Raw genomic sequence first — 25970 nt, 5'->3', positions numbered from 1 at the left:
GCTCTATGATCGAGGTCCGCAACGTCACGCGCAGCTACGGTTCGTTCAAGGCGCTGGACGACGCCTCGCTGACCATCAGGGAGGGCGAATTCTTTTCGCTGCTTGGCCCGTCCGGCTGCGGCAAGACCACGCTGTTGCGCATGATCGCCGGTTTCGACAACCCGACCAGCGGCTCGATCTCGGTCGATGGCCAGCCGATGGAGGGTATTCCCGCCAATCGCCGGCCGACCAACATGGTATTCCAGAGCTACGCCATCTTCCCGCACCTCAATGTCGAGCAGAACGTCGCCTATGGCTTGAAGCGGCTGAAGCTCGCCGGCACGGAGGAAAGGCGCCGTGTCGAAGAAGCCCTCGCCCAGGTGTCGCTGACCGGCCTCGGCAAGCGTCTCACCACCGAGCTTTCCGGTGGCCAGCGTCAGCGCGTGGCGCTGGCTCGTGCGCTGGTGATGCGGCCAAAAGTGCTTTTGCTCGACGAGCCGCTGTCGGCGCTGGACAAGAAATTGCGCGAGCAGATGCAGGTCGAGCTGCGCCGTCTGCAGCAGGCGGTTGGCATCACCTTTGTCCTGGTAACCCACGACCAATATGAGGCACTGGCCATGTCGGATCGCATCGCAGTGATGTTCGGCGGCATGATTGCGCAGGTCGCATCGCCGAAGGAGATCTACCAGCGGCCGGTCAATCGCCAGGTCGCCGATTTTCTCGGCGGCATGAATTTTGTCAAGGCCGAGATCGTCGAGGAGAACGGCGCCTCGCTGGTGCTCGACACGCTGGGCTTCGGCCGCGTCAAGACCGACAAGCCGAAAGCTTTTGTGCGCAATGGCACCGCCGCGACGCTTGGCATCCGGCCCGAGCGCCTGCGCGTTCTGTGGGACGATGCGACGGCAAAATTCGAGGTCGCCGGCAAGGTGGTCGAGCGCCATTATTTTGGCGAGATCACCCATTTGATCGTCGAGATACCAGGGCTGGAAAAGCCGTTGTCGGTGACCGAGACCAACGACTTCGGCGCCGACGACATTCCGGTCGGCACCACGATCCGCCTCGCCTACGACCCAGAGGCCTTGGTGGCGATGGCAGATTGACGCTATCTCACCTCCAATTCGGCGGACAGATAGTCACTTAATCGATTGTCGCCTGCCTTCTTTGAATCCTCCAGCAGCATTTTAAGATCATCAATGTCGACCAATCCATGGTTCTGCAAATAGACGACTGTAAGCTCCGGGTCGAACCCGCACTTGAGATTACCCAATTGGCTAAGCACGTGATAATGCGCACGGTCGCCGGACTTCCAAACAGCAAATGAGTTGATCGGCCAGCCGCCCTGAAGGTCAGCTTTAAGTGAGCTTGCCGAGTATTCGCAGACCTTCTTTAAGGTATTGTCGAGTTCACCAATCTCGATTGGGTGGGGCGCCGAATAATAGCCAGCCGCAAATCCTGTAACTGCCATGACCGCACCGGTGAGTACGATCTTCGAGACCGTTTTCATACCGCTCAGATCTCCTCGATCAACCGCCGCGCCATTTTTCGCCCGGCGACGATTGCACCCTCGACATAGCCTGGGAATGACGGCGACAGCTCCGACGAGGCGAAATGGACCGGCGGCGCGCCGGCGCGGATGATGCGTTCGGCATTGGTTGCCGTCGCATCGACGATAAGGTCGCTGTAGCCGCCACCGCTCCAGCGATCGTCCGTCCAGTCACGGTAGCTGAGATCGGAGAAGCCGGCCGCCTCGGCGCCGAGCGCTTGCTCCAGTTTTGACGTCACCTTAGCGCGCAGTTCCGCCTCGCCCAGTTCGCGCCAGCGCCGGGCCAGCGGCCCGCCGATGAAGACGACAAGTGCTGGATGACCGTCGTCATTGCCGGCGTCGCAGGCAAAAAGCCCGTGCGGATCGCGCCACATCACCATGCCGCTCAAGCCCCTGTCGCGCCAGAAGGCCGTGGGATAACGCGCCAGCATCTTGATTACCGCGCCGCTTTGCCAGACGCCGAGCGCTGCTTCCAGCGCAGCCGGCAGCAGCGGTACGAAATCCAGTCTCGACGCCATCATCGGCGGGACTGCGACCAGCACCGCTCGCGCCTCGATTGAGCCTGCGGCCGAGACGACGCGAACCCCTTCCGCTCGACGCTCGATGGTCTTGACCGGCGTGTTCAGCCGCAGGCGACCACCGAGGTCGCGGGCCAGGTCGTCTGCCAGCGAATGCATGGTTTCGCGCACGAAATACTGCAGTTCCGACACCTCGTTGGTGATGCGGCGGTCGTTGTCGATCAGGTACCACAGCGGCAGCCTTTCCATTGCCAGGCACCAAAGGCCCTCGATCAGCGAATGAAAGACCGCCTTGGCTTCATCGGGATCATTCTGGCGATCGAGCCATGCCGCGACGGTCAAACCGGCAATGGCCGGATCGTCCGGTGCAATCGCGTTCATCCGCTCGCGTATTCGCATGGCGGTGCCATAAGTGCGCTCGGCTTGCGCCTCGCTCATCCGCGGTTGGGTGATGAATTCGCCGGCGAAATGCGTCCCGACCAGCGTCTTGCCGCGTGCCCGCACCAGCGCCATCAGTTCGGGCATGTCCTCGCACAGGAACTGGCCGCCGCTGTCGATGCGCTCGCCGAGCCCGTTCGGCATGGCTTCGACGCGTCCGCCGACGCGGTCGCGGGCTTCGAGCAGCACGAAATCGACGCCAGCGTTGTTCAGCTCATGCGCCGCCGACAGGCCGGTGAAGCCGGCGCCGACGACGACCACCTCGGCTCGTTCGATCTCGGACGTCAATAGCCGGCCTTGATCTTCTCGAATTCGGCGATCATCCGCTGCTTGAGCTCCGGCGCCACCGGCTGCTGGAACAGCGTCTTGTCGAGGAACTTGTCGAGATCGTCGAAGCCGCGCTCGGCCAGGATCTTGGGATCGATCGCCGCCATGGCAGCGGCGTTGCCATGGCCATAGCCGAACGTCTTGACCAGATAGTCGGATACAGCAGGCGCATTGACAGCGTTCAGGAAATCATAGGCCTGGTCGAGATCACCCGGTGCGTCCTTCATCAGCACATAGCCGCACACCCATGTCGACAGGCCTTCCTTGGTATCGCGGTTCATGGCGATCGGCACGCCTTGGCCCTTGAGGGTGACGAAAGTCTCGTTCCAGCCCCAGGCGAGATCGACCTCGTTGCCGGAGAAGGCCTGATTGATATCGGTGTCGTCGGTCCAGTAGAAGCGGATGTTCTTGTGCACGTCACGCAGAAATGCCGAGGCGTCCTTGAACTGCGCGTCGGTCATCTTGTTCCAGTCCTTGAGGCCGATGACCAGGCTGGCCAGCGCGTAGGCGTCGTCGACATTGTCGCCAATGGTAACGCGCCCCTTGAACTTCGGATCGGCAAAGATCCTGAGCGACTGCGCCTGATCCGGCGTCACATTGTCGGTGCGGTAAAGCAGGGCCGTATTGCCCCAGTCGAAAGGCATGAACCAGGCCTTGCCGTCAGCGGTGGTGGCGAGATCCTTCATCGCCATGATGCCGGGATTGAGATCCTTCCAGCCGGCGATACGGCTGGTGTCGAGCGGCTGCAGCATGCCGGCCTCGCGCCATTTCACCACGCTTTGCGAGCAGGGATGCGCAATGTCCGCCTTGAAGCCGGCCCGCATTTTCTGAAAGGCCTCTTCCTCGTCGCCGAAGAAGGCGAAGGTCGGCTCGGCGCCTTGTTCGGCGGTGTAGGCCGGATGCAGCAGCGGGTCCTCATAGCCCGACCAGTCGAACACGACGAGGTCGCCGCCGCCTGCCGCAAGTGCCGCGACTGTGCCTGCGCCGATTGCGCAGGCCGCGGCGATGGCCAGGCGGCGAAGCACGGAATTCATGGCGCAAAGCTCCTCATCGCGGGAAACACCGCGGCGACGTTAGGAGAATTCGGGAGCTTTGGCGAGCCCGTCCGCCCGCTATGTCCGTGGGCAGACGGGCCAAGCGAGGAGAGCTCAGTAGCCGGCTTTGATCTTCTCGAACTCGGCGATCATCTTGAGCTTGAGATCGGATGGAACCGGCGACTGGAACAGCGTCTTGTCGACGAACTTCTGCACGTCGTCATAGCCTTTCTCCTTTAGCACCACCTGGTCGACGCCGGCCATGCCATTGGCATTGGCCTGGCCGTAGCCCCAGTCCTTGACCAGGACCTTGGCGACTTCCGGATCGTTGACGGCGTTGAGATAATCATAGGCCTTGTCGGCATTGCCGGGCGCATCCTTGAACAGCACATAGCCGCAGACCCAGGTCGAAATGCCCTCGTCGGTGTCCTTCTTGGCCTTGATCGGCACGCCGGCGGCGACAGACTGCACCGTCGCGTCGTTCCAGGCCCATGCGAGATCGACCTCGCCGCCGCTCAACAGCTGCACGATATCGGTTGAGTCGGTCCAGTAGGAGCGGACGTTCTTGTGCACCTGGCGCAGGAAGCCTGATGCCTGTTTGAACTGGTCGTCCGTCATCTTGGTCCAGTCCTTCAGGCCGATGGCGAGACTGGCCAGCGCGTAGGCGTCGTCGACATTGTCACCGACGGAAACCCGGCCCTTGAACTTCGGATCGGCGAAGGCCTTCAACGACTGCACGTCCTTCGCATCGATCTTGTCGGAATTGTAGGTCAGCTGCGTGTTGCCCCAGTCCCAAGGCATGAACCAGGCCTTGCCGTCGGCGGTGGTGGCGAGATCCTTCATCGCCATTATGCCGGGATTGAGGTCTTTCCAGCCTGATATCTTCGAGGTGTCGAGCGGCTGCAGCAGGCCGGCCTCGCGCCATTTCACCACGCTTTGCGAGCAGGGATGGCCAAGATCGGCCTTGAAACCGGAGCGGACCTTTTCGAACGCCTCGTCCTCGTCGCCGAAGAAGGTGAAAGTCGGCGAATCGCCGTTCTTTTCGACATATTTCGGATGGAAGCCGGGCTCCTCGTAGCCAGACCAGTCGAACACGACGAGATCCCTGTCCGCAGCCAGCGCCGCCGCCGAAGCGGCGAGCGCTCCGGCCAATGCCAATGTCAGCGTCAATGTCAGCGTCGGGCGTCGCGTCATTGTCTTCATTGCTGTTCCATCCTCTTTTGATTGTTTCACGCCGGCTTGGCACCGCCGGCTGTCGGCCACGGATAATGCTTGGGAAATGCCGCGGACAGGAACGCGTTCGCGGCCTGCAGCGCAGTCTCGCGCGTGGTGTCTTCGGTGCCCATCATCAGCCGCAGCCACAGTCCCTCCAGCATGGCGCTGAGCGCCAGCGCCATCACCTGCGGCTCATAAGAATAGCCGCCGCTCTGCTTGAGCGTCGCGCAAAGGTCGATAAAGATGTTCTGATAGACGGCGTCGCGTGCGCTGCTCAGCGCCTGATAGGTCGGCCGCGATTTGGCTTCGCCCCAGAACGCACACCAGGCCGCCAGCTTGCGCTTGTTGCAGATCGAGCGGTCGAAATCGGCCGCGACCAATGCCTGCAACTGGCGGGCGGGATCATCGCCGGCCTTCTGCAAGGCGCTGCGCCAATGCGCCGAATACTCGTCATACATGTATTGCAAAGTCGCGACGAGCAGCTTCTCCTTGCTTTCGAAATGGAAATTGACGATGCCGCGCGACAGGCCGGCACCGTCGGCAACGTCGGCCATCGTCGTATCCGAATAGCCGCGCTTGGCCAGTGAATCGATCGTCGCTTCGATCAGTTGAAGCTGCCTGGTCTCTTTCGACGCCTTGCGGCCACGCTTTTCGGTGTCGCTCTTTCGCGTCGCCTCGAGGAGGGCTTCGCGCGCCTCTGTTGTCTTCATGGGATTGATGGTCTCCAGCATCGCCGGCTAGCCAACCGGCTTTCGGCCGCGAAGATGAGTGGGACGGTGCTCGCCTGTGTCAAGCACCTTCTGCATGGCTTCCCAGGTTCGTATATTCTTGTCGACATAGGCCGCGCCGACGGCAGCCGCGACCACCGGGTAGAGCGGCCCCTTCAAGCGGTTCAGCTCCTCCCCCGCGATCTCGCGATACCAGGGATTGCGGTCGCGCACGGTGATGTCGGCAAAGCCGGCCTGGCGCATCGCCTGCACATAGCGGGCCGGCGATGCCATGGCGAAGGACAGGCCTTCAGCGGCGACATAGGCCTTCATCTCGGGCGACGGCTCGCCATCATGCGAGATCATCCAGTTCGACGCGGCAAAGACGCCGCCAGGCTTCAGGACGCGGAATATCTCGGCGAACAATGCATCCTTGTCCGCCACGTGCAGCAGCGCGTCCTTGGAAAATACGACGTCGAAGGCACCGTCGGCAAAAGGCAGCGGTCCTGGCGCCGCCTGGATGAAATCGGCGCGACGCGCGAGCCCGCGCGCAGCGGCCCGCTTCCTGGCCGTCTCGATCACGGGCCGTTCGACGTCGAAGCCTGTGAGGTGGGCCGCGCGGTGACGCTCGATGAGATGCAGCGTGATGCCGCCGGAACCGCAGCCCATGTCGAGGACTGTCTTGCCCGCAAGCGACAGCCCTTCGACGACCCGGTCGACCTCTTCTGGCCCACCCGGCGACAAATAGCCGTCGCCCCACAGCGCCTCGAGGAAGCGGATGGCGGTGTCGTCATACTCCGGTTCGGCCTCTGCCGTTTCGATCATCAAACCCTGGTCCCAAGGCTATCCTCGAATGAGCCAAAGCCTAGCGCATAAACACGAAAACGCAACATCATTTGTTGAACATTCATTCAATATGGCTGGACAGGATGACCGTCTTCGTGCGAAATTCGGCTTATTGGGGGCGCATCACACGAAAAGAAGGTCGGGCACGATGAAGGCTGGGCCAAAGTGAAGAGCTGGGACGCGATCGTCATCGGCGGCGGGCATAACGGGCTGGTCAATGCCTGCTACCTGCAGCGTGCCGGGCTCGACGTGCTGGTCGTCGAGAAGAACGACTGGGTCGGTGGTGCCGCCACCAGCCGCGAGCTGACGCCCGGCTTCCTCTATTCCAACTGCTCCTATGTCTGCTCGCTGTTCCGCCCGGAGATCATGCGCGACCTCGAGCTGCCGCGCTTCGGCCTGCAGGTGATCTCCTATGAGGGCGGCGCGGTGTTCACCCGCGATGGCGACTATCTCGCCAACTACCGCGACCACGATGCCCACCGGCGCGAATTCGCGCGGTTCTCCAAACGCGATGCCGAGGCCTATGATCGTTATGCCCGCGACGTGACGCGGCAGTGCCGCTTCATCCAGCCGCTGCTGATGCGCACGGCGCCCGACCCGACCAGCCTGCGGCCGCGCGACCTTGGCGAACTGCTCTATCTCGGCAAGAAGTTCACGGGGCTCACTGCGGAGGAAATGGCGCTGACGCTGCGCTTCTGGACCATGTCGATCTCCGACTTTCTCGACGAATATTTCGAGACCGACGTGATCAAGGCGAATTTCGCTTTGTCCGGCATCATCGGCACCGCGCTCGGGCCGATGTCGCCCGGCACCGCCTATGTCCTGCTGCATCATTATATGGGCGAGGTCGACGGCTCGGTCGGCGCCTGGGGCTATGCGCGCGGCGGCATGGGCGCGGTCACCGAGGCGCTCGCCGCATCCTTCCAGGCTTCGGGCGGCACCATCCGTACCGGCGCCGAGGTCGACCATGTGCTGATCCGGCGCGGCAAGGCCAATGGCGTGGTGCTGGCCGGCGGCGAGGAAATATACGGCAAGCTCGTGGTTTCCAACGCCGACGTGAAGCGCACCTTCCTCAAGCTGGTCGAGGAAAAGGAATTGCCCGAGATTTTCCTGCGCCGGGTCAGGAATTTCAAGATCCGCGGCTCGTCAGGCAAGGTCAACATCGCGCTCGATTCACTGCCGGAATTCCCGGCGCTGCCGAAGGATTCGCCCGTCTATTGTGGCGACATGCATTTCACCGATTCGATCGAGCGCATGGAGCGTGCCTATGACGACTGGAAGGCCGGGCGCTGGTCGGCCGATCCTTTCCTCGACATGGTGATCCCGACGACGCTCGACCCGACCATGGCTCCACCCGGCAAGCATTTCATGAGTTGCTTCGTGCAATATGCGCCACCGAAGGTGGACGGCCGCGGCTGGACCGACGCCGACCGCGACGGCTTTGCCGAAAGCGTGATCGCGCAGATATCGGACTATTCGCCGGGCTTCCGCGACCGCATCGTCCACATGGAAGTGCGCACGCCGCGCGAGATCGAGGCCGAGGTCGGCCTCACCGAAGGCAATATCTTCCAGGGTGAATTGACCTTCGACCAGTTGTTGTTCAACCGCCCCGTGCCGGGCTACGCACAATACCGCTCGCCGGTCGATGGACTCTACATTTGCGGCTCCTCGACCCATCCCGGTGGCGGCGTCATGGGCGCGCCGGGCCGCAATGCCGCCGCCGAGATCCTGCGTGATCTCGCCAAGCCAAATCAGCATATGAGCCCGGCCCATGACGTCATCTGACAAATGGGATGTTGTCGTCATCGGCGGCGGCCATAATGGCCTCGTCGCCGCCGCCGTTCTGGCGAAGAGCGGCCGCAAGGTGCTGGTGCTGGAAGCCGCCGGCGAGGTCGGCGGCGCCGCGCGCACGGAGGAATTCGCGCCCGGATTTCGTGTTTCGTCGATCGCCCATCTGCTGAACCGGCTGCACCCCGATGTGGTGAAGGTATTGGAGCTGGAGAAGCACGGGCTGCAGGTCGCACGCGGCGACTTCGCGCCGTCGGTGGTGCTGGCGAAAAGCGGTCCGCCGCTTTTCCTGCATGGCGCCTATGGCGAGGTGCTGACCGGCACCAGTCCTGCCGAGCAGTCCGCCTGGAAGGAGTTGCGGGCACAGCTGCTGCGCTACGCCGGCATCCTGAAGCTGTTCTTGTCACGCCGGCCGCCCGATCTCGGCGCCATGTCGCTCGCCAACACGGCAGCGCTCGGCCAAACCGGACTGGCGCTGAAGAAGCTTGGCAAGGAGGACATGCGCGATTTCCTGCGCGTGCTGTTGATGAACGTTGCCGACCTGCTCGACGAGCAGCTTGCCGACGACCGGCTGAAGGGCCTGCTTGCCTTCGACGCTACGCTCGGCAGCCATCTTGGCCCGCGCTCGCCGACCTCGCTGCTCGGTCTCTATTACCGCCTGGCCGGCGAGACCGGCGGTTCCGCCGGCGCGCAGATGCTGCCGAAGGGCGGCATGGGCGCCGTCATAGCCGCCATTCGCGCATCGGCGCAACAGGCCGGCGTGACCATCCGCACCGCGACGCCGGTGGCAAAGATTATCGTCGAGAAGGGCCGCGCCGTCGGCGTGCTGCTCGACAGCGGCGAGGAAATCCGCGCGACAACGGTCGTGTCCGCCATCAACCCGGCGACGACCATGGTCGACCTTGTCGGCCCGCGTGAAGTCGACACCGGCTTCGTCCGCAAGGTCGGCAATATCCGCATGAAGGGCGATGCTGCGAAGCTCAATCTGGCGCTCGACCAGCCACCGCAATTCGTCGGCGTCGATGCCGCCGGCCACCGTGGCCGTCTCGTCATCGCGCCCTCGACCGATCATGTCGAGCGCGCCTTCAACCCGTCGAAATATGGCGAGTTCTCACCCGAACCGGTGATGGAGATCACGCTGCCCTCGCTGTCGGACGCCTCGCTCGCGCCCGAGGGGGCCTGCGTGCGGTCGGCGGTGGTGCAATACGCCCCCTATGCCTTGAAAGAGGGCTGGAGCGTCGGCAAGCCGAAATTCCTAAAAGTCTTAATGGCTGAACTCGAGGCTTATGCGCCGGGAATCGGCGGCAGCGTGCTCCATGCCGACCTGCTGACGCCGGCCGACATCGAGGCGCGCTACCGGATGCCGGGTGGGCACTGGCACCACGGCGAACTGCAGGCCGACCAGATGCTGATGTCACGGCCGATCTCCGGCTGGTCCGGCTACGACACGCCGGTGGACGGGCTGTTCCTTGCAGGCGCCGGCTCGCATCCGGGCGGCGGGGTCTCCGGCGTGCCGGGCCTGAATGCCGCAAGGCGCATCATTACGGTGAGGGGGTAGCTGTCATGGTGCAACGAGCCAAGACCGTGCTCCACGGCGAAAGAACGCCGTGATGAACCATCAGCCCATTGGCCCATCCGATGCCCGCATCGCGGCACAATCCCATTTCCGCAGTTTGCGCCTCGACACGCCGTTCCAGGCGCGCATTGATGCGCTGGCGAAGACGAACGACTGGTACAATTGGGCCGGCTATCGCGCCCCACATTCCCTATGGGACGAGGATCTCGAATATTTCGCCATCCGCAGCCAGGCCGCTCTGTTCGACATCTCGCCGATGACGAAGTACCGCATCGAGGGACCGGATGCCGAGACCTTCCTCGACCGCCTGACATTGCGCGACGTGACTAGGCTGAAGCCCGGCCGCGTCAACTACACCGCCTGGTGCGACGATCAGGGCTTTGTCCTCGACGACGGCACGTTGTTTCGGCTATCGCCGACACGGTTCCGGCTGTGCTCGCAGGAGCGGCATCTGCCGTGGCTTCTGGACAGCGCCATTGGCTTCGACGTGGCGGTTGAAGAAGAGACCGAAACCGTCGCCGGCCTCGCCTTGCAAGGCCCGACCTCCTTTGCCGTGCTGCGCGATGCAGATTTTGCAGGTATAGAAAAACTGAAAATATTCGACCTCGCCGAGTTTCCGCATGACGGCGTCACCATCACCATCTCGCGCACCGGCTTCACCGGCGATCTCGGCTACGAGTTGTTCGTGCAAACGGATAAGGCGCTCAGCCTCTGGGATCGGCTGATGACGGCGGGCGAGCTGCGCGGCATCCGCGCCATCGGCTACGCCGCATTGAACCGCGCCCGGCTCGAAGCCGGGCTGATCGTCGCCAATGCAGATTTCGTCACCGCCGAGCATGCCATCCGCGCCGATCGCCTGCGCATGCCGGACGAGATCGGCCTCGGCTTCATGGTCGACTTGGAAAAGGGTCATTTCAACGGCCGCCGCGCAATACTCCACGCACGGGCGAAGAAGCGTCTTCGCCATGTCCTGGTCGGGTTGCAGATCGAGGGCAATATCCCGGCCGAGCACGCGATCGTCTACCACAGGAAAAGCCAGGAGGTCGGGCTGGTCAGCGCCGCCATGTGGTCGCCAATGGCCAAGCGCAACATCGCCATCGCCTCGCTGACGCGGCCGTTCGGCGAGACCATCGTCGACGACCTCTGGGTCGAGATCTACGCCATGCGCGAGCTGCAGTACCAGAAGCTGATGAAGCGGGCCAAAATCGTGGCGCGGCCGTTCGTCAGGCTCGACCGCCGCACCGCCAATCCGCCCGCGGATTTCTGAGCATGTCCGACGAAGCCGAACGTCATGAGGATGACGCCGAAGCCGCCGAACAGTGGCAGCTGGTCAACACGCCGCTCGGCGAAAAATGGTCGGGCCGCACCCGCTATGCCGCGGCCATGTTCTTCTACAAACGCGGCGAGATGAGCGCTGAAACGCTGGAGGTCTACCGCATTTGTGCGAGGCTGGACTCGACCGATCCGCTGCCGATCATCCGCGATCGCGGCATTGGCCAGGACTGGCTTAAACGGATAGGTTTTGAATAACTCGCCCTGGGGCGTGTTGAGATTCAGGTCAGGCCGAGTCGAAAATTGTGGGTTCCGAGAACCGGAGCGGAGCGTACTTTTGGGTGCCCTAGCCGATGGTCTTTTCCAGCATACTGAGCCAATTGCGATAGGCGATCTTCTCGATCAACGCGCGCCCGAAGCCGCGTGCTGCGAACGCGTCGAGCAGCTTCGGCAGGCCGGCAACGTCGCCGATCACGGCAGGAATCATGGCGCCGTCGAAATCCGAGCCGAGGCCAACGCCGTCTTCGCCCAGCGCCTGCAGCAGCGAATCGACATGGCGCACCATGATGTCGAGGCTGGTGTCGGCGTTCATCCTGCCGTCCTCACGCAGGAACCCGGTGGCGAAGTTCAGCCCGACCATGCCGCCCGAGTCGCGGATTGCGCCGAGCTGCCATTCGGTGAGGTTGCGCGAATGGCCGCAAATCGCGTGCACGTTGGAGTGGGTCGCGACCAGCGGTGCATCGCTGATTTCGACGACGTCGCGAAAACCTTTTTCGTTGAGATGCGAAAGATCGATCATGATCTTCAGCTGGTTGCAGGCTTTCACCAGCGCCTTGCCGGCATCGGTCAGCCCTGGCCCTGTATCGGGCGACGCCGGAAAACGGAACGGCACGCCGTGGCCGAAGGCATTGGGACGGCTCCAGACGATACCGAGCGAACGCAGGCCGGCTGCGTGGAGGACGTCAAGCAGGGTGAGCTCAGGATCGATCGCCTCGACCCCTTCGATATGGAACACCGCCGCGATCGAGCCTTGCGCCATCGCCTTCCTCACGTCGCCGGCGCTGCGGCAAACGGTGAGCGCCGAAGCCCGCTCCAGCCTGAACAGGATCGAGGCCATCGCCATGGTGGAGTTGAGCGCATCGGCGCGCGGAACCTCGGGCGGCAAGGGCTCGCTGTCACTCGGCGCCAGCGGCACCGAGCCGCGTTTGGATTTCTCGACAGGCGGCGGGAAGATCGCGAACATGCCGCCGGCAAATCCGCCTTTCTTCGCGCGCGGCAGGTCGATATGGCCACCCGGCGTCCCCTCGACGAACAGCTTTTCGACGTCCGCATCCTTCGACTGGTAGAGCCTGAGCAGCGTATCGTTGTGGCCGTCGAAGACGGGAACGAGATCGGATTCGGTCATGGAGGGCCATTCGGTTGAAGTGGTCGGGCCGCAGACGGCGAGCCGGTTTGTTGGCAATACTTAGGCAAGACGGGCGCTCTTCGCAAATCCCGCATGTTGCCGCTGTGTTTGTACGCCTCCAATGGCCGAAGAGGCCCGCGGTAAAGCCGCGCACCCTTTCTCCTGTCATTCATCGATGGCTGTCTCTTACCGCTTCAGCACGTCCGCCCATTCCGGATGGCGACGGAACTGGGCATTGGCGAACGGGCAAAGCGGGATGATCGTTTTGCCCGCCGCACGCGCATCCTCGACGGCACGGGTGACCAGGCGAAGCCCCGCGCCCTGGCCGCGAAATGCATCCGGCACTTCGGTATGGTCGATGATGATCTGGTGCTCGCCGATCTTGGTGAAAGTCATCTCCGCCTCGGCGCCGCCCGGCCCACGCAGGAGATAGCGGCCCTTCGAGCCGCGGTCCTCCAGTTCGATCTCCGGCAATAGGTCAGACATGGCTTGCGGTCCTTTCGTCCGGCGCCACGGCGAACAACCGCCGCGCCGCCTCGATCTCGCTCGGCCGCACCTCATGGCCGCCGTCATGCCACTCGACTGTGACATCGGCGCCATCGGCGCGCAAATAGGCTTCGAGCCGCACCGTCAAATTAGGCGGACAGATCGGGTCCCGCCTGCCGGCGGTGACCAGGATGTGACTGCCGCCAAGGCTGCCCTTGACCTCCGGCTCGAACGGGATCAGCGGATGCATCAGCACCGTTGCGTCGAACAGCGACGGCTCGGCAAACAGCACCGAGGCCAGGATGTTGGCGCCGTTGGAGTAACCGAGGCCGAGCACCGAAGATGGCTTTGCCGCCTCGACATGTGCCTTGACGAAGCCGGCCATCTTCTCTGTCGCTCGCGTGAGGTCGCCCATGTCGTAGACGCCCTCGCCGGCGCGGCGAAAGAAGCGTGCAGCGTCTTGTTCCGAAACATCGCCGCGCGGAGCGACGATCGTCGCTTGCGGCACAAGATCGCGTCCAAGCGACAGAAGCTGGGCCTCGTCGCCGCCGGTGCCATGGAAGACGAAGAGCAGCGGTCCATCAGGCGAACCGGGCAGCACCTTGTGAATATACGAATCCTTACTCACGACGTTGCCCTCAGTCTTCCAGTTTCTGCAGATGCTGCTCGAGATAGGGCCGCAAATGCTGGTGTTGTGACGGCAGCTTCAGCGCCTCACCAAGATGGGCGGTGTCCTCGTCGCGGTCGAAGCCGGGCTCGTTGGTAGCGACTTCGAACAGCACGCCGCCCGGTGTGCGGAAGTAGATCGCCCAGAAATAGTCGCGGTCGATTACCGGCGTCACCTGATAACCGGTATCGAGCAGCGCCTTGCGCACTTCGAGCTGCTTGGCGCGGTTCTCGACGGCGAAGGCGACATGGTGGACCGAGCCGGCGCCGAGATTGGCGAAGCCGGCCCCTGGCAGCGATTCGATATCGACGACATCGGCGCCGTTGCCGTTCTTCACCGTTAGCCGCCTGACATTGCCGGACTTGTCGACCTCCTCATAACCCATGAATTTCAGCAGCTCTTCGGTGGCGCCACTATCTTTCAGCCTGAGCGACACTGAGTGAAAGCCGCGGATCGCCTCGTCAGTGGGAATGCCACCCTTGGCCCAGGGCGCTCGGCTGTCCGCTCTGTCCTCGACCAGCGCAAAACCGTCGCCGTCGGGACCGGCGAAGGCAAGACGCTTCTCGCCGAACGTCTCCTCGCGAGAAAGCCCTGTGACACCTTGCTCGGCAAACCGTTTCTCCCAATAGCCGAGCGTGCCCTCGGGCACCGAGTAAGTGGTTGTGCCGACTTCGCCGACTCCATGGCGGCCCTTGCCGATGTTGGGAAAGGGGAAATAGGTCATCACCGAGCCGGGCATGCCGACCTCGTCGCCGTAATAGAGGTGGTAGACGTCGGGCGCGTCGAAATTGACGGTTTTCTTGACCCGCCGCAGGCCGAGCGTCCCGGTGAAGAATTCATTGTTCTGGCGCGCGTCGCTGGCCATCGAGGTGACGTGATGCAGGCCCTTGACCTGGTCGAGCATGTTTCTGCTCCTTCCCTTGTACTGGTGCGGCCCTTGCCGCTGTCCACGCAAATATGAGGATCCGGCTCCTGGCTGCAAAGATGGCAAACACAGAATGGACTGTGCTGTTAAAGTGAACGATCAAACAGGTTTTGTTCACCATTCGGCAAACTGGACCGGCTTGCATATTCGCCGAAATTGCGCTCCATGAGCGACGTAGCCGGCATGAGGATATAGCGGTTGATTGGAAAACGCCCCAACATTCTCCTGATCACCTGCGACCAGTGGCGCGGCGACTGCCTATCGGCTGCTGGCCACAAGGTGGTAAGAACGCCGAATGCCGACGCGTTGGCTGCAGAGGGCATTCTTTTCAAGAAGCACTATGGCGGCGCCGCGCCTTGCTCGCCGGCGCGCGCCTGCCTCTACACCGGCCTCTACCAGATGAACAATCGTGTCTGCCGCAATGGCACACCGCTCGACGCCCGCCACGGCAACATAGCGCTCCGGGCGCGTGCCCTCGGCTATGAACCGACGCTGTTCGGCTATACTGATATGGCACGCGATCCGCGTACGCTGGCGCCTGGCGACCCGCAGCTGAAGAGCTATGAAGGCGTGCTGCCCGGCTTCACCGTACGTCAGCTTCTGCCCGAGCACCAGAAGCCTTGGCTGTCATGGCTCAAGGCGCGCGGCGTCGATGCCGGCGCCGGCTCCCCCGACATCCATCTCCCGGTGGGTGAAATCCCGGAAAACGACGGCGGGGTTAGCAACGCCCCGCCCGTCTATTCGAAGGACGAAACGCCGTCGGCCTTCCTGGCCGGCGAATTTATCCGCTGGCTCGGCGAACAGGAGCGCGATGCGCCGTGGTTCGCGCACCTTTCCTTCATCAGTCCTCACCCACCCTTCATCGTGCCGGCGCCTTACAACGCCATGTACGATCTGGCCATCGGTCCAGCTTTTGACCGCGCCGAAAGCTGGCAGGCCGAAGCAGCAAGCCACCCTTATCTCGCCTATGAACTTGACCGGCAGGAACGGTCGAAATTCCGGCCCGGCTCGGAGGGCAAGGTGCGCGACTGGGGCGACGATAATTTTCGCCGCATCCGGGCGCTTTATTACGGCATGATCTCGGAGAGCGATGCGCAGCTTGGCCGGGTCTGGCAAGCAGTCAAGGCGGCCGATGCATGGGACGACACCGTCATCGTGCTGACCTCCGACCACGCCGAGATGATGGGCGACCATTTCATGCTGGGCAAGGGCGGCTTCTTCGACGGCAGCTTCCATATTCCGCTGATCATTCGCGATCCGCGCCGCCGCAAGGCTGTCGGCAGCAGCGTCGACCGCTTCACCGAGGCGGTGGATTTGGCGCCGACCTTGCTCGAGCTCACTGGCGGCGAAGTGCTGCCGCATCTCGACGGCCGCTCGCTGGCGCCTTTCCTGGACGCGACGGAGCCGGACGCCTGGCGCGACGCGGCCCATTGGGAGTTCGATTTCCGCTCGATCGCGGATGGTGATGCCGAACGGTATTTTGGCATCGGTCAACGCCAGTGCAATCTCGCCGTCATCCGTACGGAAAAGTACAAATATGTGCATTTCGGCGGTGGCCTGCCGCCCTTGCTCTTCGACCTCGAGAAAGACGCCGGCGAGGTGACCAGCGTCGCGGACGACCCAGCCTATCGGCCGGCGCGGCTGGAACTTGCCGAAAAGCTCCTTGCCTGGCGGGCCGAGCATCTCGACCAGTCGCTGGCGCTCGCCGAATTGACGCATGACGGCGTTACCGGCCATGTCGCGGGCCTGCCTTTTGCGTCGACATGAGAAAGCCCGCGCCGTTGCCGGCGCGGGCTTACCTGTCGACTGAGATGCAGCTTACCGCATGATCATGCGCTGTTTGTCGCGGTTTTGCGCATAGCTGCCCTTGTCATAGGCGGCCTGCGCCTCGAGCTGCTCCTTGGTGAAGTTCGTGTAGAGATAGCGCTTGCCGTTCTTGTCGGTCATGAATTTCAGGTTGTCCATACCGACTGCCACCTCCTTCTCGCCGACGCCGAGGAAGCCGCCGACGTCGATGATGACTGCGTCGACCTTCTTGTCGCCGCTCAGCACGACGTCGCCGATCTCGCCGACATTGGCATCATTGGCGCCGTAAACGGTTGTTCCAACCAGATCCTCGGCCCGGATTTCGCCTATGGGCATTTCAGTCAGCGTCGACTTGTCGATCGAGCCGGTCTTGGTCTGGTCGGCCGCGGAATTAGCCGTAGGCGCCGGCGCCGGGGCATTTTGAGCCGTTTTACTGGCTTGGTCAGTGTTGCTGGTGGTCGCGGTGCTGGCCGTCACGGTAGGCGTGACGGTGGCAGGCGCAGTAGCCGCGGCATCGTTCGACGCAGTGGTTGCCGGGGCCGGATCATAGGCCTTGCGGTTGAAGTCCGGCTGTGCCTGCAGCTCTTCCTTGGTCGTTTGCGCGACCAGCCAGCGATCGCCGTTCCTCTCGGCCCACTGTGCCTTGTCGAAATCATAGGCGACGTTCTTTTCGCCGATGCCGAGGAAGCCGCCGACACCGATGATCAGCGATTGCGCCTTGGCTTCCTTGTTGATGACGATGTCGTTTACGTCGCCGATGTTCTGGGCGTCGTCGCCGGTGCCGTTATAGACGGTCTCGCCGATGATATTGGTGGCGAGATTGCCTTCGGCGCGCTTCACCGGCTCAGCCGGCGCGGCAGGCGCCGGGGTTGTATTTTGCGCGCTGGTGGAAGGGGCGGCAGGCGCCGCATTATCCGCCGAAGCTGGTGGCGGCGGCGGATCGTAAGGCCTCCGGTCGAAATCCGGCTGAGCCGTCAGCTCATCCTTCGTCGTTTGCGCTATCAGCCAACGGTCGCCATTTCTTTCGGCCCATTGCATCTTTTTGTAGTCGAAAGCGACGTTCTTGGTTCCTATGCCAAGAAAACCGCCGACGCCGATGACGACGGATTTTACCTCGCCGCGCTCGTCGAAGACGACGTCGCTGATGTTGCCGATATTCTGGGCATCGTCGCCTGTGCCATTATAGACGGATTCGCCGATGATGTTGGTGACAAGGCTGCCCTCGGCACGTATCGCCGGAGCGGTATCCTGGGCGGCGGGTGGTTGCGCCGGCGCCGGGGTCGTCGCCGATTGCGCAAATGCACCCGTCGCAATCAATGTTGCGACTGCTGTCGTGGTTAAAAGGGTGCGGATCATCTTAGTGTCTCCTCGTCGGTGATTTTGTGCACGCCCTGCCCGCCTGGCGTCACTGCGGGCGCAGCGTCTTCTGCATGTTCACAACGTTGTGACCACACTGTTGTTCCGAAAAAAGCCGCGGTGCACCCGGTGCGATGTCGATGGTTCTCGGATTCGCCGCGCTGGTCGAACGGAACATTTTCTCGGCCGCCCCGTTCCACTCCCGGCTGGGCCCCCGTCCCGGCCCGATAGGTGCTGGAAAATGGAACGGCCATGCGGTTTGCAGCGGTGCTGAACAAGGACGGGGGCACCCTGCGCACCATCGATCTTGAGGCCTTCGCCAGCCGGATGCGCGGCACGCTTGAGACTGCCGGCCACTCGATCGATATCGAAATCGTCGCCGGCAAGGATATCGTCGCCACGCTGGACGGCGTAGCTTCCAGGCGCGGCATCGACGTCGTGCTGGCGGGCGGCGGCGACGGCACCATTTCGGCCGCGGCAGCCCGTTTGATGAATGGGGAGAAGGCGCTGGCAATTCTGCCGGCTGGCACAATGAACCTTTTTGCGCGCGGCCTCGGTATTCCGCAGACCCTCGATGCGGCACTGAAATCGTTTGCGGACGGCGAGGTGATGGCGATTGACATTGCAACAGCCAACGGCCGGCCTTTCGTGCATCAATTCTCGATCGGCATGCACGCCAGGATGGTGCAACTGCGCCAGAAGATGGAATTCGGCTCGCGGCTGGGGAAGATGCGTGCCTCGGTGCGAGCCGCTTGGGCAACGATCAACAATCCACCGGCGATGAACGTAACGCTGACGGTCGGTGAGGCCGAGATCAGAACCCGGATCACCGGTATCGGCATCACCAACAATCTGTTCGGCGAGGGCCACCTGCCCTATGCCGACAATCCGGCAGGCGGCGTGCTGGGCATCTATGTCACCGTGGCACGGCGGCGCGGCGAATTGATCAGGTTCCTCTTTGACGTCGCCCGTGGGAAATGGCGCGGCAACGAGCATGTCGAAATCCATCAGGCAAACCGCGCCGTTTTGAAAATCCATTCGACGAACAGGAAAGTTCAGGCCGTCATGGACGGCGAACTGGTAAAGCTCGATCGCGAGACGACCGTCGAAATCCATCCGCGCGCGTTGAATGTTCTCGTCCCGGCGCGCGCCGCCGAGGCAAAGGTTGCCTGACGTGAGGTAGCGTGATGTGGGGTTGCGTGATGCGGGTTGGCACGAGAGATGGAGAGAGTCTAGCCGCTGGGTGTGTTGCCCTGCTCGGTCTTAGGCGTCTCGATCATCCAGCCGTAGATTTCGGCGACGCCCCAGGCGATAAAAGCCAGCAACAGCGCGGCGATCAGGATACGAAGGACATGCTGACCCCGCCGCCCTTGACGGGCTTTGTTTTCAGGAACGATTTTTGGCATGGTCTGGCTCCATATTTGGCGCCGGCAGGCGTAGCTAGCAGGGCATTGGCTGGTAACGGCTCCCCGCTGCGAAAGTTCCGGCTCGACAAGGCGGCAAACGGGCCGGTTGGCCTGATCAATCAGCGGGGCCGGCCACTGGGGGCGTAGTGGACGACAATAGCCAGACAAAGCCGGGCCTGCCGGTCGATATTCGCCATGTGGTGGGCGCTGCGGACCGCCTTGCCGTGCTGCACGGCCTCGACGCGCTGGATACGGCTGCCGACCCTGATTTCGACCGTATCAGCGGTCTTGCCGCTTCGGCGATGCAAACGCCTGTCGCACTGATCACGCTGGTCGATGCCGAGCGGCAGTGGTTCAAGTCCTGTATCGGCCTCAACGAGTCCGAAACCGCAACCGAGACATCGTTCTGCGCCTATACCATCGCAGCCGGCGACGTGCCGATGGTGGTGGCCGACGCGGCGACGGATCCGCGGTTCAAAGCCAATCCGCTGGTCACCGGCGAGCATCATATCCGCTTTTACGCCGGCGTGCCGATCGTAGTCGACGGCGCACTGATCGGCACGCTCTGCGTGCTCGACCGGAAGCCGCACGCACGTCCCTCTTCTGTCCAGCTCGACCAACTGTCGGCGCTGGCTGGCCTCGCCGCGAGCCTGTTCACGCTGAAGGATGCAACCCGCAGCGCGGCGATTGCCGAGGCCGCACTGGTTCGAGAGGAAAAGCGACGCGCTATTGCGCTCGACGCGGCTTCGCTCGCCAGTTGGGCATGGGATATCCGCAGCGACATGATCGACTGCGATGTCCTGCTGTCCGAATTGTTCAACTTGCCCAAGTCGAACAGGCTGAGAGCGCGCGACATCCTGACCGCCATCGACCCGCGCGACGTTCATCAGACCGAAACACGCTTTCGCGACGCGCTGACCGGCAGCGACGATTATTTTGGCGAATACCGTGTCAAAGGCCTCGATCCGCCGCGATGGATCGCAACGCGCGGCCGCGTCATAGAGCGCGACGGCGAGGGCAAGCCGACGCTGATCTTCGGCGTCAACTACGACATCACCGAACGCAAGCTTGGCGAAGAACGTCAACGGCTGTTGCTGCGCGAGCTCAATCACCGCGTCAAGAACACTTTGGCAACCGTACAGGCGCTGGCGACGCAGACCGTTCGCCATGCCCGTCAGCCAAGCGAATTCCTTGAAGCTTTCAGCGCCAGGCTGCAGGCGCTGGGCGTTGCGCACAGCCTGCTGTCGGACCGCGAGTGGCGCGGCATCGGCATCCGCGAGTTGGTGGAGATCGAGGTAAAGCCGTTTCAAACCGCTGGACAATCGCGCATCGCGATCTCCGGCACCGATGTCCTGCTCTCACCCGACCAGGCAGTCGGGCTCGGCCTGATCCTGCATGAACTGGCAAGTAACGCACTACAACATGGGGCGCTCTCGGTTTCTTCCGGAAAGGTCGATCTCGATTGGAAGGTGCAAGGCAGGAAGGGTGCACGACGTCTGTTGCTGGCTTGGCGTGAAAGCGGCGGCCCGCGGGTTGCGCCGCCCGAACGCCATGGCTTCGGCTCGATCCTGATCCGCCGCAGCCTGGCCAAGGTCATTTCCAGCGAGGTGACCCATGAATTCCGGCCCGACGGCGTAATCGCGGAAATATCGATGCCGCTCGACGATTTGTGACGCGAGGATTTTTCGACCGGGCGCCAGAATCGTTTGCGCCGAACTATCCGCTTCCGAACTATTTCCCTTTGCCGGTATCCGGATCGTCGGAGTCGGGCTTCACGTTCTCGCGGTAGATGGCGTAGGCTGCGAGTGCTATCGCCGGGCCGAGAATGGCGCCCAATCCGCCCTTCGCCGCGCCACCTTTGCCCTTGAGCAGCGCCGGCAGCACGGCGAGTGCAGCGGCGATGCCGACCGCCTTCATGTCGGCGTTGCGTCGCTTCGCCCGGCGTCTGGCGCGCGAGCCGGCCGACATCCGGTAGACGAGCAGGATGAGACCGGCGATTGCCAGAAAGCCGATCCCGAAGCTCAGCGACGCCGCCATCGGCCCATAGCGGGCCGCCGTCCAGATATAGGCCGCCCCGACCAGGAAGCCGAGGCCGCACAGCGCCGCGAGTGCTGCGACCGAATAGACCATCGCAGCGACGCGCGCGCGTTGTATCGCCGCAATGGTTTCGCCCGAGGCGAGGCCCGAGATCAGCGATGCAAGCATTCCCATGCGTGCAGAACTAGCGGCGCGCGAGGAGTGCGAAGAGGAACCCGACGCCTGCGGCGATCGCCAGCGAAGTCACAGGCTTTTCGCGCATATGGGCTATCAGCTGCGCCTCGATGTCCTTGGCGTTGCTGCGCAGGCTGTCGAAGGCTGCTTCGCCCTGGGTTCGCAACTGCTCGACGCCCTCGGCGGCGGCGCGGCGCGCAGCCCCGTAGCCGTGTTCGCCGGTCTTGGCCAACTGCTTGGTGAGTTGTTCGATATCGGCCTTCAGTTGCGCAATGTCAGCTTCAAGGTCCGAATTCGTACGGGCCTCGTTCGCGGCCTTTCCTGCGGCAGTCGCCATTGCTTCACTCTCCTTGTTTTGCTCGGTCGAAACGCTCGACAGACCCCAAGGTTCCGGCGCGAACCTCTTCTAACCCTATCTCCGGCAGCGCTCGTTGCAAATGCCTTGCAAGGGCCGAGGCCGACGTATCCGCGTCAGCACGTCTTTTTTAAATGACAGCATGCCAAATAGTGATCATGACTTCCCCCGTTCTAAGATAGAGACGCATTTAAAGGAGATATTGCTGCGTGCGCCCATCGCTTGACGGTTTGCGGATTCTTATCCTGGAAGATGAGTTCCTGATTGCCATGGATATCGAGCAGCTTTGCCGCGACTACGGCGCGCTCGATGTGGTCATCGCCCGTGATCTGGCTGATATCGAACAGCAAGACGTTGCCGCGCAGTTCGATGCGGCCATCGTCGACCTCATGCTGAGCGGCGTTTCGACGCTCCAATTTGCTTCGCGGTTGCGTGAAGCGGGCATCCCGTTCGTCTTCGCCTCGGGCTATTCGGATGCCGACGAGATCAAGAAATCCTTTCCCGGCGTCAGATTGGTCACCAAGCCCTATTCGGGAGACGATCTCGTCGAGGCGGTGGCAGCGGCCTGCGGGCGAAGGCCTCTCCGCTGAGGCGCGGAGCGGTTCGAGCGCGTCTACGCATCACGCAGCCGTCGACCCCGTCACCTGCGCCGAAATTGCGTCCGGGCCATACTCGTCTTCACCGGAGATCTTCAGGATTTCCTGCAGCCGCGTGCGGGCGCGGCTGACGCGGCTCTTGATCGTTCCGACTGCGCAGCCGCAGATCTCGGCCGCTTCCTCGTAGGAAAAGCCAGATGCACCGATGAGGATAATGGCTTCGCGCTGGTCTTCCGGCAGCAACTCGAGCGCGCCGCGAAAGTCCTCGAGGTCAAGCTGGCCGTGCTGGGCCGGATGAACGGCAAGCCTGGCCGTCATGACGCCATCGCTGTCCTGCACCTCGCGGCCGCGCTTGCGCATCTGCGAATAGAATTCGTTGCGCAAGATCGTGAACAGCCATGCCTTCAGATTGGTGCCGGGCTGGAAGCTTTCATGCTTGTCCCAGGCCTTGACCAATGTTTCCTGCACCAGGTCGTCGGCCTTGTCGGCGTTTTGTGTCAGCGACACGGCAAAAGCCCGCAGGCTCGGGATCGAGCCGAGCAAATCGGTCTTGAAGCCCTGGGAGACGGCCGCCATGCCTCAGTCCTTCTTTTGCACAGGTTCGGCCTTTTCCAACTGGCTGAGCAGTTGGGCGAAGCGATCCGGCACATTGTCGGAGACCAGCTCGTCGTAGTATTGTTTGAGTTTGCGGCCGATTTCCGAGTTCGGCCCAAGCGGGTCGCGGGAAGCAGCCCGGCGCCCGTTGTCAACGCCAGCCGTGGTAGCTTTCGTCATGTTCTTCATTTCGCCCTTTGTCCCAGCCTTAAGCCGCCCCTTCAACACATAACGCAAGGCAAGCGGCAGCCTCGTCTGGTTGCCCAACCCCGCCCTAAACGCCAGCCCGCATACTTAGTTCCGCATGGCCGGAACTTTTTCGCAGAACCCGCGTTTTCAACTCCGGGCTTGCGAATCTTTTTAGCTGTAAGCTGTAACATGCAATCACGTCATATGAGGGAGACGTCCGACATGAGCCTATCAGCAACCATCGCTCCGCACCTGCCGTTCCTGCGCCGCTTCTCGCGCGCCGTATCCGGATCGCAGGAGAGCGGCGACGCGCTGGTCGCCGCAATGCTCGAGGCCATCATTGCCGATGTCGATATCTTTCCGGACGCATCGAACGACCGCATCGCGCTCTACAAGGTCTTTGCCAAGCTCTTCACCTCGGTGGCCATTCGCGTTCCGCAGGAGCATGCCCAGTCGGCATGGGAGCAGCGCGCCGCAGCCAATCTGAATGCAATCGCGCCTCGTCCCCGCCAAGCCTTTCTGCTGGTCGCCGTCGAAGGCTTCAGCGAAGACGAGGCGGCGGAGATTCTCGACGTCGACGAACAGGAATTCTCCGAACTTCTCGCTCAGGCGAGCAACGAGATCTCCCGTCAGGTGGCAACCGACGTGCTGATCATCGAGGATGAGCCGCTGATCGCCATGGATATCGAGGAAATGGTCGAAAGCCTCGGCCACCGCGTCGTCGGAACTGCGCGCACCCACGCGGAGGCGGTGGCGATGTTCGGCAAGGCGCGGCCAAAGATGGTGCTTGCCGATATTCAGCTCGCCGACGGCAGTTCGGGCATCGCGGCCGTCAATGAAATTCTGTCGTCCACATCGGTGCCGGTGATCTTCATCACCGCCTTTCCCGAGCGGCTGCTCACCGGCGAGCGGCCGGAACCGGCTTTCCTCGTCACCAAGCCGTTCAACCCGGATATGGTCAAGGCTCTTATCAGCCAGGCCCTGTTCTTTGACCGGCACGCGAAGGCCGCGGCATAAAACAGCTGGCGACCGAGTTGCGGCCGCCAGGATGTGGGATAGCCACTCCCCTTGGACCGGATGGGGTGTGATGCCGGCTTAACACACGACAGCCAACTGCTGCCGAACCTGACGAGGACCTTTTCGCACACACCGCAGCAATTCGGGCCGTAACGATTTTCAGCATCGTCTTTTTCGGGAAATGGTGGAACAAACGGAGGCGAATCACGTTTTCACCGCAGCATTGGAAGGAGATGGATCATGCTTTACTGGGCGCTCGTATTTCTCGTCGTGGCGATCATCGCCGGTGCGCTTGGTTTCGGCGGCATCGCTGGCACTTCGGCCGGCATAGCGCAGATATTGTTCTTCATCTTTCTCGCCTTCCTGATCATATCGCTTATTGCCGGCCTGATCAGACGGGCGTGAATGCCAAGCGGCCATTCAAGCGAACACTGGAAGCCGCACCCCTCAAACGGTTTCCAGCCACCGCCGGGCAGTGTCCTCCAACGGGATGCCGCTCGGCGGACCGCTTTTTAGGGCTCGATCCGAAGCTCCTCCTTTTGGAACCCATTTTTCCGTGAGCCGTTCAGCCGACGTGGGTTGAGCAAATTACCGATGCGTTCCAGAGTCGGAAAAATGAAAGACCGCGGCCAGAGGGATGAGATCATCGCTCTGCATCCCGCCGAAAGCGGAATGCAGCTTGGCCGAGCCCTTCTCCACGCCTTGCACAATGCCGGGATTTCCGTTCTATACCAGGATCGCGAGATGAAGACGGTGTGGGCGCGCAACATGCGCGCACCATGGACCTCTGATGCCTCCGACAACAACGGCATCTTGCCGCCGGCGCAGGCAGAGCGTATCGGCGCCGCCAAGCACGACGTCATCGTCTCCGGCAATCCTCAACATCTCGAACTCAGCGTGCCGGCCGATGATGGCGCCCGCTGGTTTCAGGTATGGATCGACGCCGACCGCAGCGAGACCGGCGCGGTGCAGGGCGTCGTGACCACCATGGTCGAAACAACCGAGCAGAAACGCCGGGAGCAGACGCTGAAGGCGCTGCTGCGCGAGGTCAGTCACCGCTCCAAGAACCTTTTGGCCATCATCCAGAGCATCGCCACCCAGACGGGGCGTTATTCCGGCAGCATTGACGATTTCCTGACGCGTTTCCGGGGCCGATTGCAGTCGCTGGCCTCCTCGCAGGACCTAGTTACGTCATCCAACTGGCGGGGAGCGGCGCTGCGCGAGCTGGTTTCCGGTCAGGTCGGAAGGTACGGCGCGGACCCCATGCACAGCCTGCGTTTCCGCGGCGCAAATCCATATCTCAATCCCAATGCTGCCTTGCACATCGGCTTGGCCATGCATGAGCTCGCCGTCAATTCGGTCAGCTATGGCGCGCTGTCGCGCAGCGACGGTTTCGTCGAGGTGACGGCCGATCTGACGGCCGCTTCCGCTGGCGAGCCTGCGCTGTCGCTGACATGGGCCGAAGTGATCGGAGCCAACGACAATCAACGCAGCGAGAAGCGTTTTGGCAGCGTCGCACTTGAACGCGTCGTGCCCACTTCGTTGAATGGAACGGCGACACTTGAGATCACCGGGAACCGCCTCGAATACCGTCTTGTCGTTCCTCACGGCAATTTCGAGACGGATTGAACGAACGGCGGCCGCAGGAAGAAGGCTGGCTGCATCACCCCGCCTTAACCGACTGTTCACCATAAAGTCCGATCCTGTCCGAACG

The 25970-nt window shown here is 62.5% G+C and carries 28 protein-coding genes; 12 read left to right on the top strand and 16 right to left on the bottom strand.

Annotated elements, in window-relative coordinates:
• The first annotated feature begins 5 nt into the window (after window positions 1–5).
• Complete coding sequence (locus NKG95_RS02570) at window positions 6–1079, top strand: ABC transporter ATP-binding protein (protein ID WP_353039911.1); 1074 nt, start codon at window positions 6–8, stop codon at window positions 1077–1079.
• A gap of 2 nt (window positions 1080–1081) precedes the next feature.
• On the opposite strand, the gene NKG95_RS02565 is transcribed toward NKG95_RS02570, so the two are convergent.
• The 6 genes from NKG95_RS02565 to NKG95_RS02540 form a co-directional block, all read right to left on the bottom strand.
• The gene (locus NKG95_RS02565; RefSeq protein WP_352480839.1) at window positions 1082–1483 is read right to left on the bottom strand and encodes a hypothetical protein; all 402 of its coding nucleotides are present in this window, start codon (window positions 1481–1483) and stop codon (window positions 1082–1084) included.
• A gap of 5 nt (window positions 1484–1488) precedes the next feature.
• Window positions 1489–2766 carry a flavin monoamine oxidase family protein gene (locus NKG95_RS02560; protein ID WP_352480840.1) on the bottom strand — a complete coding sequence of 426 codons (1278 nt, stop codon included), beginning with the start codon at window positions 2764–2766 and terminating at the stop codon, window positions 1489–1491.
• The gene (locus tag NKG95_RS02555) at window positions 2763–3839 is read right to left on the bottom strand and encodes an extracellular solute-binding protein (protein WP_352480841.1); all 1077 of its coding nucleotides are present in this window, start codon (window positions 3837–3839) and stop codon (window positions 2763–2765) included. The genes NKG95_RS02560 and NKG95_RS02555 overlap by 4 nt, the downstream gene beginning before the upstream one ends.
• Window positions 3840–3953: 114 nt before the next feature.
• Window positions 3954–5042 (bottom strand): ABC transporter substrate-binding protein, encoded by a 1089-nt coding sequence (locus tag NKG95_RS02550; RefSeq protein WP_352480842.1) that lies wholly within the window; start codon window positions 5040–5042, stop codon window positions 3954–3956.
• A 26-nt stretch (window positions 5043–5068) separates the two neighbouring features.
• Window positions 5069–5785 (bottom strand): transcriptional regulator BetI, encoded by a 717-nt coding sequence (gene betI, locus NKG95_RS02545; protein ID WP_031194530.1) that lies wholly within the window; start codon window positions 5783–5785, stop codon window positions 5069–5071.
• Between the two features lie 6 nt (window positions 5786–5791).
• Complete coding sequence (locus tag NKG95_RS02540; RefSeq protein ID WP_023720903.1) at window positions 5792–6586, bottom strand: methyltransferase domain-containing protein; 795 nt, start codon at window positions 6584–6586, stop codon at window positions 5792–5794.
• Window positions 6587–6772: 186 nt separating this feature from the next.
• Between NKG95_RS02540 and NKG95_RS02535 the strand changes: the two genes are divergently transcribed.
• The 4 genes from NKG95_RS02535 to NKG95_RS02520 are packed head-to-tail and all read left to right on the top strand — an operon-like array spanning window position 6773 to window position 11501.
• The gene (locus NKG95_RS02535; RefSeq protein WP_352494202.1) at window positions 6773–8392 is read left to right on the top strand and encodes a phytoene desaturase family protein; all 1620 of its coding nucleotides are present in this window, start codon (window positions 6773–6775) and stop codon (window positions 8390–8392) included.
• The gene (locus tag NKG95_RS02530) at window positions 8379–9953 is read left to right on the top strand and encodes a phytoene desaturase family protein (RefSeq protein ID WP_353039858.1); all 1575 of its coding nucleotides are present in this window, start codon (window positions 8379–8381) and stop codon (window positions 9951–9953) included. Before NKG95_RS02535 ends, NKG95_RS02530 begins: the two co-directional genes overlap by 14 nt.
• Before the next feature lie 52 nt (window positions 9954–10005).
• Window positions 10006–11238 (top strand): aminomethyl transferase family protein, encoded by a 1233-nt coding sequence (locus tag NKG95_RS02525; RefSeq protein WP_353039857.1) that lies wholly within the window; start codon window positions 10006–10008, stop codon window positions 11236–11238.
• 2 nt (window positions 11239–11240) lie between these two features.
• Window positions 11241–11501 (top strand): hypothetical protein, encoded by a 261-nt coding sequence (locus tag NKG95_RS02520; RefSeq protein ID WP_023720906.1) that lies wholly within the window; start codon window positions 11241–11243, stop codon window positions 11499–11501.
• Window positions 11502–11589: 88 nt separating this feature from the next.
• Here NKG95_RS02520 and NKG95_RS02515 read toward each other — a convergent pair whose 3' ends face one another.
• The 4 genes from NKG95_RS02515 to NKG95_RS02500 form a co-directional block, all read right to left on the bottom strand.
• Window positions 11590–12648, bottom strand: a complete 1059-nt coding sequence (locus NKG95_RS02515) for a dipeptidase (protein ID WP_353039856.1) — start codon at window positions 12646–12648, stop codon at window positions 11590–11592.
• A gap of 186 nt (window positions 12649–12834) precedes the next feature.
• The gene (locus NKG95_RS02510) at window positions 12835–13134 is read right to left on the bottom strand and encodes a GNAT family N-acetyltransferase (protein WP_352476216.1); all 300 of its coding nucleotides are present in this window, start codon (window positions 13132–13134) and stop codon (window positions 12835–12837) included.
• Window positions 13127–13762 carry an alpha/beta hydrolase gene (locus NKG95_RS02505; protein ID WP_023720909.1) on the bottom strand — a complete coding sequence of 212 codons (636 nt, stop codon included), beginning with the start codon at window positions 13760–13762 and terminating at the stop codon, window positions 13127–13129. The genes NKG95_RS02510 and NKG95_RS02505 overlap by 8 nt, the downstream gene beginning before the upstream one ends.
• Before the next feature lie 10 nt (window positions 13763–13772).
• Entirely contained in the window at window positions 13773–14705 is a 933-nt protein-coding gene (locus NKG95_RS02500; protein WP_023720910.1) for a VOC family protein, read from the bottom strand.
• A gap of 219 nt (window positions 14706–14924) precedes the next feature.
• On the opposite strand from NKG95_RS02500, the gene NKG95_RS02495 reads away from it, so the two are divergent.
• Window positions 14925–16493, top strand: coding sequence for an alkaline phosphatase family protein (locus NKG95_RS02495; protein WP_023720911.1), 1569 nt, complete (start codon window positions 14925–14927; stop codon window positions 16491–16493).
• 51 nt (window positions 16494–16544) lie between these two features.
• Here NKG95_RS02495 and NKG95_RS02490 read toward each other — a convergent pair whose 3' ends face one another.
• The gene (locus tag NKG95_RS02490; RefSeq protein WP_353039855.1) at window positions 16545–17888 is read right to left on the bottom strand and encodes a PRC-barrel domain-containing protein; all 1344 of its coding nucleotides are present in this window, start codon (window positions 17886–17888) and stop codon (window positions 16545–16547) included.
• A 252-nt stretch (window positions 17889–18140) separates the two neighbouring features.
• Here NKG95_RS02490 and NKG95_RS02485 point away from each other — a divergent pair, with 252 nt between their 5' ends.
• Window positions 18141–19061 carry a diacylglycerol/lipid kinase family protein gene (locus tag NKG95_RS02485; RefSeq protein ID WP_352547166.1) on the top strand — a complete coding sequence of 307 codons (921 nt, stop codon included), beginning with the start codon at window positions 18141–18143 and terminating at the stop codon, window positions 19059–19061.
• Between the two features lie 59 nt (window positions 19062–19120).
• Here NKG95_RS02485 and NKG95_RS02480 read toward each other — a convergent pair whose 3' ends face one another.
• On the bottom strand, window positions 19121–19294 hold the full coding sequence (locus NKG95_RS02480; RefSeq protein ID WP_023720914.1) for a hypothetical protein: 174 nt from the start codon (window positions 19292–19294) through the stop codon (window positions 19121–19123).
• Window positions 19295–19440: 146 nt separating this feature from the next.
• Between NKG95_RS02480 and NKG95_RS02475 the strand changes: the two genes are divergently transcribed.
• Window positions 19441–20967 carry a sensor histidine kinase gene (locus tag NKG95_RS02475; protein ID WP_352847213.1) on the top strand — a complete coding sequence of 509 codons (1527 nt, stop codon included), beginning with the start codon at window positions 19441–19443 and terminating at the stop codon, window positions 20965–20967.
• Window positions 20968–21025: 58 nt separating this feature from the next.
• Here NKG95_RS02475 and NKG95_RS02470 read toward each other — a convergent pair whose 3' ends face one another.
• Entirely contained in the window at window positions 21026–21505 is a 480-nt protein-coding gene (locus NKG95_RS02470) for a hypothetical protein (protein ID WP_352847211.1), read from the bottom strand.
• A gap of 10 nt (window positions 21506–21515) precedes the next feature.
• The gene (locus tag NKG95_RS02465) at window positions 21516–21842 is read right to left on the bottom strand and encodes an ElaB/YgaM/YqjD family protein (RefSeq protein ID WP_352847208.1); all 327 of its coding nucleotides are present in this window, start codon (window positions 21840–21842) and stop codon (window positions 21516–21518) included.
• Between the two features lie 287 nt (window positions 21843–22129).
• Between NKG95_RS02465 and NKG95_RS02460 the strand changes: the two genes are divergently transcribed.
• A complete protein-coding gene (locus tag NKG95_RS02460; protein ID WP_502898977.1) occupies window positions 22130–22450 on the top strand; it encodes a response regulator in 321 nt (106 codons plus the stop codon).
• A gap of 30 nt (window positions 22451–22480) precedes the next feature.
• Here NKG95_RS02460 and NKG95_RS02455 read toward each other — a convergent pair whose 3' ends face one another.
• Together NKG95_RS02455 and NKG95_RS02450 are read right to left on the bottom strand one after the other, a co-directional pair.
• Entirely contained in the window at window positions 22481–23032 is a 552-nt protein-coding gene (locus tag NKG95_RS02455) for a sigma-70 family RNA polymerase sigma factor (RefSeq protein WP_023678544.1), read from the bottom strand.
• A gap of 3 nt (window positions 23033–23035) precedes the next feature.
• On the bottom strand, window positions 23036–23239 hold the full coding sequence (locus NKG95_RS02450) for a NepR family anti-sigma factor (protein WP_502913914.1): 204 nt from the start codon (window positions 23237–23239) through the stop codon (window positions 23036–23038).
• Between the two features lie 222 nt (window positions 23240–23461).
• Here NKG95_RS02450 and NKG95_RS02445 point away from each other — a divergent pair, with 222 nt between their 5' ends.
• The 3 genes from NKG95_RS02445 (at window position 23462) to NKG95_RS02435 (ending at window position 25885) form a co-directional block, all read left to right on the top strand.
• On the top strand, window positions 23462–24256 hold the full coding sequence (locus tag NKG95_RS02445; RefSeq protein ID WP_023678542.1) for a response regulator: 795 nt from the start codon (window positions 23462–23464) through the stop codon (window positions 24254–24256).
• Window positions 24257–24496: 240 nt separating this feature from the next.
• Window positions 24497–24661 carry a DUF1328 domain-containing protein gene (locus tag NKG95_RS02440; RefSeq protein WP_023678541.1) on the top strand — a complete coding sequence of 55 codons (165 nt, stop codon included), beginning with the start codon at window positions 24497–24499 and terminating at the stop codon, window positions 24659–24661.
• 189 nt (window positions 24662–24850) lie between these two features.
• Window positions 24851–25885, top strand: a complete 1035-nt coding sequence (locus NKG95_RS02435; RefSeq protein WP_352515608.1) for a sensor histidine kinase — start codon at window positions 24851–24853, stop codon at window positions 25883–25885.
• The last annotated feature ends 85 nt before the right edge of the window (window positions 25886–25970 follow it).

Source organism: Mesorhizobium sp. M1423 (assembly GCF_040317575.1).
In the GTDB taxonomy this organism is placed as follows: Bacteria; Pseudomonadota; Alphaproteobacteria; order Rhizobiales; family Rhizobiaceae; genus Mesorhizobium.
Note: the sequence above shows the minus strand (reverse complement) of the source record. Positions and strands in the feature narration are given on the sequence as shown.